Raw genomic sequence first — 13,238 nt, 5'->3', positions numbered from 1 at the left:
CTAATCGAAGACAAGAACTTGTACCGATTGCCGTAAAGGATAAGAACATGAGCCGATTACAATTAGATAAGCGTCTAACTATATTTCCATTCAATTTCATTAAGGTAACGGGCAGGATTACTCACCAATCTGAATTGATTGAAGAATCGCTTGTGAAAGATACATTAAAACTGGCTTATGTTGCGTTAAGCAGACCGCACTATTTCGCAGGCGTAGCGATGCATAAAGAAAATGTTTCGGATGAAACCATTTGAGTCGCAGCAAGACATTATTGGAGGATCGTAAAAGTTGAAGAGGAACACGAATCCCTTTCAGAGGAGCTGTCGCATCTGACATTACAATCCGTTAATTGATTTTGGAGAAAAAGCTATTTGAAGTGCATATCAAGCCGTCTATATGCCATGAGACACAATTCTAATCCGACTTATTATGTCGTCCGACGGGCTGCTGGATAACTGTTGGGGACGAACTTAGTCCCAACCATCAAAATGCTTCTGATAACCCGAATTATATAAAGAAATATTTCAAACTGACCGAACCTATAGAAGGATTCGATATTCGATAACATGAAGAAAATCCAAATGCTGGCATCCATAGCCTTGATTCACCGTAGAAGGCCAAATGTCCACATTTGTATATGGAATGTAAACACATGTATATCGATGCTTCATTGCCCTCTACTTATAATGAAGTTGCCGCAACAAATAGCATGGAAGGTCATGCGGGTTGCTTGTGGTAATTCGTGCAAATGACAAAGGGAGGGTTATTCGTGGGTTTACGGCAGAGGGTTATTTTTTTGGTTATATTTGTTACCGCTTTCATAATGGTGACCACCCTTTCGGAGAGGTCCAATGCCGCAACAGGGAATATGGCTCTAGGGAAGACGGCTTATTCGTCGTCGAACGAAGTGGATTTTCTCGGACCTGAGAAAGCGGTCGATGGGGGCACCGAACATGCAAGCCGCTGGTCTTCGGAAAGAACGGACGATCAGTGGTTTTACGTTGATCTGGGTGTGCCTGTAGAAATCGGAAGAGTAATCATCAACTGGCAAACTCCGGCGGAGCAATATCAGATTCTCGTATCCGACGATGCGGTATCCTGGCGGAACGTATTCGCGGACAACCGCGTGCTCGTCGCGTCCGGGCCGGGTGAAGATACGATCGATTTCGAGCCGACTGTGGCGCAATACGTCAAGTTTCAAGGGGAGACGCGACGTCCTATTGAAGGCGTTTATTACGGATACTCCTTCTGGGAATTCGAGGTATACAAAGGCAGACCTCAACTGCAGCCAATTATGGACGCGGTGAAAAACAGCATCGTCGTCTCGGAAGGGGATACCCTGCTGAATCTGCCCGCTGTACCGGAAGGTTATACGCTGACGCTGGTGAACACGGCCAGCTTGCCGGTGATCGACGTGCAGGGCAATATTCATGCGCCGCTTGTCGATACTCAGGTTCAGCTGCTGCTGCAAATCCAGAGCGACAGCGATCCGACTTATCTTTTAACGGATAATGCGCTAGTCACCGTACCCGGTCTCTACGAGCAGACGAGCGATCGGAACCCGGAGCCGCGCGTCATTCCTTCTTTGCGTGAGTGGCTGGGCGCAACCGGCGAGTTCCGCTTGTCGGACAAATCCAAAATCGTCATTCGCGCAGATGATGAGGCGGCTCTGCGGGGGACGGCTGACATTTTGCAGCAGGACTTATTGGATTTAACGAAGTTGTCACTGACCGTTGAGGTTGGTTCTCCTCAAGAGGGAGATATCTATTTGATGCTGGATGCCGCGCATACGGGATTGGGGAAAGAGGGATATGAGCTGAATATCGGCGAGTATGCTTCTGTTGCTGCGTCCGAGCAGACGGGTGTCATGTTCGCCACGAGAACGATCTTGCAGCTGCTCGGCCACGCTGCCGATCATAAAGCGATGCCTAAGGGGCAATCGCGCGATTATCCGAAATACCCAGATCGGGGCTTTATGCTCGATGTGGGCCGCAAGTTTTATACGATCGAGTTTTTGCAGGACTATGTCAAGCTGATGTCCTACTATAAGATGAACCGGTTCCAGATTCACCTGAACGATGATGTCGGCGATGTCGGTTACTTCCGTCTGGAGAGCGAGAAATTTCCGGGAGTGACGAGCAAGGACGGCTATTATACGAAGCAGCAATTCAGAGACCTGCAGCTGCTTGGGATGGAATACGGCGTAAACGTCGTGCCGGAAATTGATACGCCGGGCCACTCCGGCGCGTTCATCGCCTACGATTCTCGATTGGGCAGCAACAATCAACTGGATATCCATCGTCCAGAGACGCTCGACTTCATTAAAGCACTGTTTGACGAGTATCTCGACGGCAGCAATCCGACCTTCGTCGGCCCGGATGTGCACGTCGGCACGGATGAATATTTCGGCGACGACAAGGAGGCGTTCCGCAGGTACGCGGATATGCTCCTTAACCACATTAACAGCAAAGGCAAACGCGCCCGTCTATGGGGCAGTCTGTCCGCATACGACGGCACGACGCCGGTCAGCAACAATGCGACGATGGACATCTGGTATGAACCGTACGGAAGCGCTCAGCAGGCCGTGGAGCTCGGCTACGATATTATCAATACCAATACGAATTTGCTCTACATCGTTCCGCAGCTGTACCGCAGTTATTTGAATTACGATTTTATTTACAACGAGTGGGAGCCCAACGATTGGCTGGAGACGAAGCTTCCTTATGCGCATCCGCAGGTCAAAGGCGGCATGTTCGCGCTCTGGAACGATGTGTCCGTAGAGAAAGGCGTATCCATGGTGGACTCGCATCAGCGGATCTTGCCTTCCATGCAAGTGCTGGCGGAAAAGCTGTGGAGAGGCAACCGCATCGATCGGAACTTCGCAAGCTTCCAGGCGGATGCCGCAAAGTACGTGGACCCGCCGGGTGTTCATCAGTCACACAAGCTTCAAATCGACAATGAGCGGCATCTCGTGCTGGATTATACCTTCGACGAAGACTTCGCGGACCGTTCGGGGAACGGCTTTGACGGCAACGCGGTGAATGCAGGCACAGAGAAAGGAATCTTCGGTCAAGCCGTGAGGCTAAACGGCGGGGCCAGCTACGTGGAAACGCCGCTTCGCACGCTTGGTTTCGGCTGGACGATGTCCGTGTGGATCAAACCGGATGCTGACAACCCGCAAGGAGTTGTGCTGCTGGAATCTCCGGACGGACAGCTGAAATACAACATTGGGGGCAGCGGCAAAATCGCCATCACAAAAGAAAATTACGTCAGCGAATTCAATTATAAGCTGCCGACCGATCGCTGGACCCATGTCAGTATGATCGGCGACGACACGGAGACCTCCATCTTCATTAACGGCAGTGAATATACGGCTACTCTCAAAGACGGCTCCAAGCTGGAAACATTCGTTCTGCCGGTAGCCAAAATCGGCAGCGAGACGAATGCCTTTAAAGGCTTGATTGACGAACTCATCGTAAGGAACACCTACTTGGACCTGCATGGAAATCTGGCTTTGCATAAGCAAGCTGAATCCTCGCAGCCGGAATCCTCGTCCTACACGGCGGATAAAGCGGTGGACGGCAGAGGGGATACCAGATGGTCCAGCGATTGGGTGGACGATACCTGGTTCATGGTGGATCTAGGTCAAGTGAAGAACATTGATGCTGTATCTATTTTGTGGCAAACGGCATATGGTTCGAAGTACCGCATTCTCGTGTCCGAGGACAAGGAGAACTGGACGAACGTTGTGAAAGACAACAACGGGGAGATTAACGGAAAGCCGGGACGTGTCGTGACTACCTTCCAGAGCACGCCAGCCAGATACGTGAAGTTCGAAGGGGTGTCCAGAGCTACTATGTTCGGCTATTCCTTTGAGGAATTTGAAGTGTACGGCGAGGAATATAAACTCGGCAATCTACGGCCTATTATCGATCTGTTGACGGCTATCGAGGCCGACAAGCTTGTGAAGGACAATTACTCTCCTGAGGGTTGGGCACAGCTTCAGCAAGCGATTGGGCAAGCGACTGCGGCTATTCAATCCGCCCAACTGTCTCGTCCTGAGGCCGAGCAGGCGTATGCCGAGCTGAGCGTTGCTCGCGATCGTCTCACTATCGAAGACGTAATGGACCTGATCGAGCTTAATGTGAACGGAAGTATCGCATCCAACCTTTACCTGCCGCAGAAAGGGCAGCTCGGTACGCGCATCGTCTGGAGCAGCTCAAAACCCGACTACCTGAATGCGAATGGACAGTTGTTGAAACGTCCGTCAAGCGGGTCGGGCGACATGGAGGTCGTGCTGACCGCGACGATCAGCAAGGGAGCTGCATCCGCGGAAAAAACGTTCAAGATCAAAATCAAAGCGCTGCCTGGCTCCGGCGGCGGAGGATGGGTTCCGACTCCAGTAACTCCTGATCCGGAAGAAGGCCAAAACGGCGGTTCGAATCCGGGAGGTGAAGATCCAGGCAATGGCAATGAGAACGGCAACGGCAATGGCGGGGAGTCCGGCGGATCGACAACGGTTCGGCTGAACGATATTGCGAGCCATTGGGCAGAAGCGTCCATCAAACGGGCGGTTGAGCTTGGATTCGTAACGGGCTACACCGACAAGACGTTCAAGCCGAATAAGACGGTCAGCAGAGACGAATTCGTCGTCATGCTGGTCAAAGCGTTGAAGCTGCAGGGTGCGGACAGTTCGCTGGACTTCGCGGACGCAGGTTCGATTCAAACCTGGGCGAAGCCTTATATTGCGCAGGCCTTGGAATCCGGCCTGACCAGCGGCTATGCGGACGGGACATTCCGACCAAAGGTTTCGATTCGTCGAGCAGAACTGGCAGCAATGATTGTTCGCGGCTTGGGTCTGAAGACTTCGGAAGGGCATGAGCTCTCTTACGCGGACGCGGATCAAATCCCGGCTTGGGCGAAGCCGTACGTGGCAGCAGCCCAGGAGGCGGGAGTGATGAACGGTCGCGGTGACAACCGGTTTGCGCCGGCCGCCTCGGCGACGAGAGCTGAAGCCGTGACCGTTATTCTAAATATGCTTGATGCGCTTGGGGAGTTGAAGAAACAGGAGCAGAACTAATTATGCATAGAAAGAGAGCGTGAGATTAGGTGAAAACTAGACGAAGTTTGACTGCTTTGCTGCTTGTCCCGGTCATGCTGTTATCATTAATCTCCTCCGTGTATGCGGAGGAGGCGGGCATAGAAAGCGCCGGCTTTTATAATCTGGCCCAAGGGAAACCGTACACATGGTCGGAACAGCCGGAGGGTGCTTTCCCGGATGACGGGACGAAACTGACGGATGGCAATGCCGCCGACCCCTCGCGTGACAGCGGCAACTGGGTGGGCCACCGCAACAAGAAATCCCGTTCGGTTGTATTTGATCTAGGCGAGCAAAAGACGGTTCAGGAGGTGAGCGCGCGTTTCCTGCACGATTGGCCGAACAACGAAACGCTTGTGCCGCTCACCGTTTCGTTCTACGCGTCGGACGATGGGGCGAGCTGGGGCGTATTGTCTCATAATGCAACTCAGTTGTTATGGGGCGACCAGACCAACATCGAGACATTTGCATGGGATGGCAGCCCTGAAACTGGAACTGTCAAGCGTGGCGATTATACCGAAGGTCTCGTATATGCTCGTTATGTGAAAGTAGTGTTCTCCATGCATCCGAGGGCATGGAGCATGATCGACGAGGTGACGATTACCGGTGCGGATGGCTTGATCGCCGGAGCGCAGCCGGTACAGCCTGAGCCGTACGCCCTCCTGCAGCCTGGAGATGCTACTGGCGGGATTCAAAACCTGGGCTTGCTGTATAACGGACACTACGCGGACGGCACAGGAAATTGGACGAAGGAACGAGCTATCCCTAATATCAGTTATGTGAACGAGCAGGGAGAGTCTGTCGATTGGCTGTTCGACGGCGTACTGTATCTGGGCTTGACGTCGGATAACGGCAGAGGCTTCGGAGCGGCGGAAGCGGCCGGCAAAGCCAGAAAACAGGAATGGGAATGGTATTTGGATAAAACGTTTAACGCTGGCGGCGATATGAGCGCGTTGAACGAGGCGACGGTCGAGGCAGGCGTGAAGCTTGGCGAGCCCGACCATAAGACGAAGGTTGTTCTGATGATTCCAGAACCGGGCGAGTATCAGTCCGACTTCGGCAGCATTGACGGCGAGGATCTGAACTTCGATGTAGGTGCGGTCGGCGATGCCGCATCGCTGGATAACAGGTCCAAAGCGATTCAGTGGTGGGTCGATGAAGTGCAAGCCAGATGGACGGCTGCGGGCTACTCGAACCTGGAGCTCGTCGGCATGTATTGGCTGGAGGAACAAATCAGCACGCATGCGACCGGGCCGGAGATGGTCAAGAGAGCGAGCGACATCGTTCATAACGCAGGCCTGAAGCTGTTCTGGATTCCTCATTTTATGGCCTATAAGGCATTCATGTGGAAGGATGTCGGCATTGACGCCGTATCTCTGCAACCGAACTATTTCTTCGAGAAACTGGACCCTTCGCGTCTGGAGGATACAGCGGATATGGCGAAGCGGTACGGCATGTCGCTGGAGCTGGAATTCGACGACCGGATGATCAACGACGCCGTCTTCCGCGAGCGGTTCATCGAGTACTTGAACAGCGGCGTGGATACCGGTCTGATGCAGCATGGATATAAAGCTTACTATCAAGGCAACAACGCTGTATACAACGCGGCGAAAAGCACAGACCCTGCTACCCGCGTGCTTTACGATTGGCTTTACCAATTCTCTAAAGGCACTTATCAGAAGCAAGACGCTGCTCCGCCTGATGTTGTAGCGCTCATGAACGGGCAGCCGATCTCGGAGCATACGATCGTGCCCGATACGACACAGGCCGCCTTCACCTGGACCATTCCGGGAGACGACGGGAGCGGGATCGTTAAAGTTACGGCCAAGTATGACGGCAAGCCTTATACGGAAGGAACTGTTGTAGATCTGACGGGTAAGCCGGGCAAACATGTGCTGGAGCTGACGGTGGCGGCTGCCAAATCCAAGACGGTTAAATTCGTAATAGAAGCTCGTTTGGGCGCTGAAGGCCTATTGGCTCTTGTTGATAAGTACGCGGACAACAAGCAGCTTAGCAATGCCGATACGGTACGCGCTATGCGCAACGCCTTGATCATGATGGAGCGTACGCAAGAGAGCGACCCTGAGCAAGCCAGGGACTATTTGCTGGCATTCAATGCGAAGCTGGAAGAAGCTAAAGGCCTTGAGTTTGTAACGGAAGGCGCTTATACGGCGCTGAAGGAAGGTGTGTATTACGAGGCTGGCAGCATCGCACAAGATAAAGAAGCAGAGGCATCCTCGACGGAAGCCGCAGGTCTGGAGCCTGCGAAGGCGCTCGACGGCGCACCGGCCACGCGTTGGGCAAGCGAAGTTCGCGATACGTCTTGGTTCCAGGTTGATCTGGACAGCCAGCAAACCTTCGACACGATCCGCATCGATTGGGAATATGCGCGCGCGGACCAATACCGTCTGAGCGTCTCGGATGATAAGCAAACGTGGGAGCCCTTGAAAGTCGGCAACAATGGCGTGGTTAAAGCTGCCGACGGCAAGAACACCCTGGTTTTCCCGGCAACGACGGCAAGATACATCAAGTTCGAGGGATTGAATCGGGCAACGTTTTACGGTTATTCCTTCTATGAATTCGGCGTGTACGATCTTGCTCCGCAGCAAGAACTAAAGACGTTGGACGGCATACAAGCCGCTGTGGACGCTTCCACGAAGAAAGTCACGATTGACGGTCTGGTCATGAATGGCAAGAAAGAACATTTGTATGTGAAAGTGCTTGACCCAAAAGGCAACATTCAATATACCGGTCAGACGGGCACTGAGGATGACGGAAGCTTCCGCATCGCCTTTACGTTGACCGGAGAAGAGCAAGGGAAGTATACGGTCGAGCTTGAAACGGATGACATGACGATTCCCGAGCTGGTAACCTTCGAATACCGCAAGGCGCCTACGAGTGGTGGAGGCAATGGAGGCGGCGGTGGAAGCAATGGTGGAAGCAATGGTGGAGGCAGCAGTGGAGGCAGCGGCGGAGGCGGTCAGGCGCAGAATCCGTATAACTTGCAAGCGGACGGTTCAGTCAAAGCCGTGCTTGTCCCAACGATGAACGGCCAGCAGGCTGCCGCTGCGGTCGGGGCGTCGGATCTGAATGCCGCCATTCAGAGGGCAGTGGCCGACAGCAAAGGCAATAAACATGTTCATGTTGAATTGAAGTCGTCGAACGCGGCTGGGAGCTATGCTTTGGAGCTTCCGGCGGCTAATTTGACGAACCAGTCTAATCTGATTCTGCATATCTCCACGCCGTACGCTCAGCTTGTTTTGACTGGTGACATGCTGGCAGGAGTCAAGGAGAATGCTGGAAAGCTGCTCGTAATCGTAAGCGATTATGCGGGCGAGTATCGCAGTAACGAAGCGGCCGGGCGGATCGGCAACAGGCCAATCGTAGAAGTTGCATTGCAACTGGACGGTGAAGCTCTGTCTTGGAAAAATGCGAGGGCATCGATTTCGATTGCCATTCCGTATTCGCTTCAAGCAGGAGAGCAAGCTGTTGATCTGCAAGCTTTCGAGCTGATGGGCGACAGCGCGGCGGCAATTCATGGCGCGTCTTATGAGAAAGACAAGAATATGCTGCGATTCTCCATCGACCATGTCGGCGTCTATGCTATCGGCGGCAAGAATCCGGCAGCATTTACCGACCTTGGCAAGCATGAATGGGCGCGCGAGGCGATCGAGAAGCTGGCCGAAAGAGGCATCGTCAAAGGCACCTCGATCGAAAAGGGCACGTTCAGCCCCGCAAATCAGGTAACGCGAGCTGATTTTATCTTGATGCTGGTGAACATGCTTGACCTGCGTGCCGAAATCGCCTCGACGTTCGCCGATGTGAAGCCGAATGATTATTACTACGATGCGGTGTCCATCGCCAAGCAATTGGGAATCGCTTCGGGAGTGAACGAAGTTAACTTCGCTCCTCGTGATTCAATCAGCCGCCAGGATGCTATGGTTATGCTGACCCGAGCGCTGCAAACGACGGGGGCAAAAAAGCCGTCCGCATCCGGTTCAACGCTTGAGGGCTTCCGTGATGCGAGCCAGATTGCGCCATATGCTGCGGACAGCGTGGCAACGATGTTCGAGTATGGGCTGGTTACGGGCTCTAACGGCTACATGAAGCCGAAGAGTACGACCAGCAGAGCTGAAGCGGCGACGTTCTTGTATCGCGTTCTTCAATTAATCGAGGGGCAGCAGCAGCAGTAGAAGCGGGAACAATTGATTTAAGCACATTCCGATTAGCGCGGCAACGCGCCCGGGGTGTGCTTTTTCGACGATACAGAATAAAACTTCGTAAACGGAGGGTTGAGAGGTTGAAGAACTACTTGAATGAACAAACTATGTTATGCTGGATACAACAAAGTGCGTTCATTTCAAGAAAGGGGTTTAAAATGCCATGTGCCGAAATATCAAGACCTTATTCAATTTCGACCCGCCTGCGACGGATGAAGAAATTCAGGCTGCAGCGCTGCAATTCGCAAGGAAGCTCTCGGGGTTTAACCGTCCTTCCAAAGCGAACGAAGCGGCGTTTAACCAAGCGGTGCAAGAGTTTACCGCCGTTGCACGGCAGCTGCTGGATTCTCTGGTGACTCAAGCCGAACCCCGCAATCGAGAGGTCGAGATCGCTCGGGCCCGGGAACGAGCCGCTAAGCGATTCGGAGAATCCTAAGCGGGTATAGACGGAATCGCATTAAAGGTACCTAGGTTTTTTGGAAACTCGATCGTTTTGACTCCTGAACGTAAAACGCTGTCGAAAGTATTGAAACTCCGCCTAAAGTTTCATTGTTTCCACCGACAAAAGGGGACGTTCAACATGAAATGCCAGACGGGGTTAATTGTTACCATTCGAGATCTCTCTCAAGTATTGTATGGGTGGGAGAATGTTATCAAGTTCTTTTGAGAGACAAGTTCAAGGTCCCAAGGAAAGTCGCTTATTTAGCGACTTTTTTTGTTTTATAGGTACAAGTTCTTGTCCCGAGTCGAGGACAAGAACTTGTACCTATTACCGTAATGGACATGAACTTGGTCCGATTACCGATATGATGACTATAAATCAGCTTGTTATTCTAACCATGATTTTGTATTATTCGTGTTTTTTGATATCGCTGTCGCACATTATCACAGAGCTGCTGGGAACAATCAGTTTAAGCCACCCCAAATAAGTTGGAGGAAGTGCATGAAATAGCGGCGATTCTCCCAGTGATCCCATCGCCCGGAGCCCGGAAGCCTACGGACGACCAGTTGGAATGTTCCTGCAAAGTGGCTGCCGCGCAGGAGAAACTGGTCAGGGGTATGATTAATGCCAAGGATGTGGAGAGAAGACAGGGCAAATAAGTAGTCTGATGGATCGAATCGGCCTGCGATAATCGCCTATGACTCTTATCGATGGGGTAGTATTGACCGGGCTCAAGGTGTGACGACCATTCGCTTTGGAGTCTTGAAAACCCTTGTTGTACTTGAATCTTAAGTATATTCTTGAAGAAGGGAGGTGGCCAAATGGAGAAGAAACGTTCCACCAAATATAACACACCAAAGGATTCACGTTTGCTTGAATCAGACAAAGAAATTCGTTTCGAGCTTCCTTACGAGACCGAATTTGAAAATTTATCTTATATCGGAGTCGTTTTATACGAAACATGGCATGTGCCCGGTCACCATCATGAACATTTTGAACTGTGTTATGTGGAAAGTGGGCAAGGGTGGTTTACGATAGACGGATTTTACTACACCGTTAGTCAGGGAGATCTATTTATAACGAAACCAGGCGAAAGTCATCAGGGAGCTGCCGCTGGAGACTTGCCGTTTAGGTTGTATTACCTTGGCTTTAATCTCGAGCAGATGAGAAGCTTGGAAGTGGAATATTACAAAATCGGTTTTAATCGGGTGGAGAAGGACGAAAATGGTCTCATAAAAAGCTTATTCGATAACATTTTTGAAGAACTGCGCATGAAAATCTTTTTAAGTAAACCGATGGTACAAGGATTGTTTATCCAATTGCTTGTCTCCATAGCACGAATTTATAAGGCCTCATCGCAAGAAAGAAATCATGGAGCGAAAAAACTGCCTTCGGACATTATCGAAATATTAAATTACTTGCATGCCGAAATTCGTGCCGATCTTACAATCAATGACCTTGCGCATCAGTTCCATATCAGTCGTTCCCATCTGGCCCGGGAATTTAAAGAGCATTTGGGGGTAACCATCGGAGATTATATTCGTTCACTCTGTTTGGACAAGGCGAAGCACTTGCTGCTTGAAACCGGCGAATCGGTAAGTTCCATTGCCGTTATGCTGCACTTCACATCGATCCATACGTTTAGCATATTCTTTAAGCGGCACAGTGGAAAATCCCCCCTCGAGTTCCGGAATCACAATACCTCTCGTTGACCGGTCCATCCTGCGCAGTGTGGTGAAAATGTTTAAATTTAAAGCATTTATTTAAAAATACATTCCGCAGTATCACAAGTATAATTACAGCAGATTCAAAAAAAGTTAGGATGAGGTGTTGACGGATGGTAAATCATCATGATGTACGTGTGAATTGTCTTCCATCGGAGCGGGATGTTGCTTTTTTTAACGAGAATGGTTATTGGATGTCTCCGGTCATCTTCTCGGAGGATGAGCTTGCTCAGATTAAGGAACATCAAGACAAGATGTACAAAGGTGAATACGAGACGGGAAGAGAACCGGTATGCAATTGGTTGGAAAGTCAGCATAACCCGAAAGCGTTGCGAAAAACGGATAACTCTCATTGGTCCGACAGGACGCTTCGTCAGGTTGCGACCGACCCTACCATCGGAGCCATTGCAGCCAAACTAATGCATGCCGATGCGATTCGGCTGTTTCACGACCAACTGCTTTATAAGCCGGGCAGAGGTAATGGTAAAGAAACGGCTAATGTGGGCTGGCACCAAGATTATTCGTATTGGCAATGCTGTAAGGAGCCGTCGCTCATTACTGCGTGGGTGGCATTTACCGATGTGGACTTGTCCAATGGGTGTATGCAAATGGTGCCGCGAAGTCATAAATGGGGGCTTCTGAACGTGAGTGATTTCTTCGAGCAAAACATGGAGAAGCAGCAGGAAACGATGGATATTCCGGAAAATGAAAGCTTCACTACAGTTCCGATGGTGATGAAAGCCGGTCAGGTAAGCTTCCACCACGCACTGACCATTCACGGCAGCGGCCCTAACATAACCGAAGGCGCTCGACGCTCGATGGCTGTGCATTTGATGACGGGGAAGACGAGGTACACCTACAATCCAAGAGGAGATGGCCATTTTAATGCGCAAATGATGGCAGGTAAAGATGGAGAGCTATTCGCAGGTGAAGCCTGGCCTGTGCTTTATGAGGCCAAGTTCTAATGAAGGTTGCGATATATAAGACTTTGTGGGGCATGACCGGCAGTTGGGAAGAAAGCTTCAAGCCAATCGCTGAGGCGGGATACGATGGGGTTGAAGCTGGCCTTCCCGGCCTGCAGGATCAACAGTGTAAAGCTCACGATCTCGAGATCCGTCCATATTCATGCCCGTGTCGGTTATGCTCAAGGACCGCAAGTTCCGCATCCCGCAGCTCTCGAAAACCAGCAGGAACTCTTAACTCATACCCGTTGGTGGCGCGAGATTTATCAACATCGTAGTAAAGAGGGAGCAGAGTGCTTGTCGGTTACGATCGATTTCGGCCCGCCAAATTATTTGCACGCATTGCCTTTCAGCAATGAACCTGTGGCGAATTTATGGGAGGTGTGCGACTGGATGAGACAATATATCGCTGCTGAAATTGCACACGAATCCTTTAAAGAGTAACGATCAGCCGACATCATGTTCAAGCGTATTCTCTATTACAATGAGAATGCGCTTTTTTGTGCTTCCGTCCCATAAGCAACTTTTGTTCAACTAATAGGCAGGATAGTCAAATATCCAGATGTGTTGATGGTATCCTTATCGACGATCATTACCTTACTGGCGGTCCAAACGATACAATTGATCCTCGTTAATTATGAGATAGAAAATTTATCAAGAACCAGGCACTACAAAAAAATTTCATCATATATAGTTGATATCCGTTCGGATTTGATGAGGAGGATATTATGCAACCTATGTTACCTATGGAAAAATATTTTGGACAGTTTGAACTGGTGCATGCTTTTTATG

7 protein-coding genes are annotated in these 13,238 nt (G+C 50.9%); all 7 read left to right on the top strand.

Annotated features, from left to right (window positions below):
* The coding region (locus RB298_RS31030; protein ID WP_486050181.1) for a hypothetical protein at positions 1 to 254 on the top strand (254 nt) is incomplete at its 5' end.
* Positions 255 to 769: 515 nt separating this feature from the next.
* On the top strand, positions 770 to 5,080 hold the full coding sequence (locus RB298_RS31025; protein ID WP_486050179.1) for a discoidin domain-containing protein: 4,311 nt from the start codon (positions 770 to 772) through the stop codon (positions 5,078 to 5,080).
* Positions 5,081 to 5,109: 29 nt separating this feature from the next.
* Complete coding sequence (locus RB298_RS31020; RefSeq protein WP_486050177.1) at positions 5,110 to 9,291, top strand: DUF4855 domain-containing protein; 4,182 nt, start codon at positions 5,110 to 5,112, stop codon at positions 9,289 to 9,291.
* Positions 9,292 to 9,481: 190 nt separating this feature from the next.
* Positions 9,482 to 9,754 carry a DUF2277 domain-containing protein gene (locus tag RB298_RS31015; protein WP_192571867.1) on the top strand — a complete coding sequence of 91 codons (273 nt, stop codon included), beginning with the start codon at positions 9,482 to 9,484 and terminating at the stop codon, positions 9,752 to 9,754.
* 827 nt (positions 9,755 to 10,581) lie between these two features.
* Positions 10,582 to 11,472 carry a helix-turn-helix domain-containing protein gene (locus tag RB298_RS31010; protein WP_486050175.1) on the top strand — a complete coding sequence of 297 codons (891 nt, stop codon included), beginning with the start codon at positions 10,582 to 10,584 and terminating at the stop codon, positions 11,470 to 11,472.
* A gap of 125 nt (positions 11,473 to 11,597) precedes the next feature.
* A complete protein-coding gene (locus tag RB298_RS31005) occupies positions 11,598 to 12,449 on the top strand; it encodes a phytanoyl-CoA dioxygenase family protein (RefSeq protein ID WP_486050174.1) in 852 nt (283 codons plus the stop codon).
* Between the two features lie 84 nt (positions 12,450 to 12,533).
* Positions 12,534 to 12,890, top strand: a complete 357-nt coding sequence (locus RB298_RS31000) for a hypothetical protein (RefSeq protein WP_486050172.1) — start codon at positions 12,534 to 12,536, stop codon at positions 12,888 to 12,890.
* Positions 12,891 to 13,238 lie beyond the last annotated feature (348 nt).

Source organism: Priestia sp. BR_2, from assembly GCF_041954005.1.
GTDB classification, from domain to species: Bacteria; Bacillota; Bacilli; order Paenibacillales; family Paenibacillaceae; genus Paenibacillus_AQ; species Paenibacillus_AQ lautus_A.
The sequence above is the reverse complement of the archived record's forward strand: the minus strand, read 5'-3'. Positions and strand labels throughout refer to the sequence as shown.

What these genes read in the sequence shown, in the direction of transcription:
- RB298_RS31005 (WP_486050174.1), top strand. Translation starts at nt 11,598, where the DNA reads ATGGTAAATCATCATGATGTACGTGTGAATTGTCTTCCATCGGAGCGG.
- RB298_RS31015 (WP_192571867.1), top strand. Translation starts at nt 9,482, where the DNA reads ATGTGCCGAAATATCAAGACCTTATTCAATTTCGACCCGCCTGCGACG.
- RB298_RS31000 (WP_486050172.1), top strand. Translation starts at nt 12,534, where the DNA reads ATGGGGTTGAAGCTGGCCTTCCCGGCCTGCAGGATCAACAGTGTAAAG.
- RB298_RS31010 (WP_486050175.1), top strand. Translation starts at nt 10,582, where the DNA reads ATGGAGAAGAAACGTTCCACCAAATATAACACACCAAAGGATTCACGT.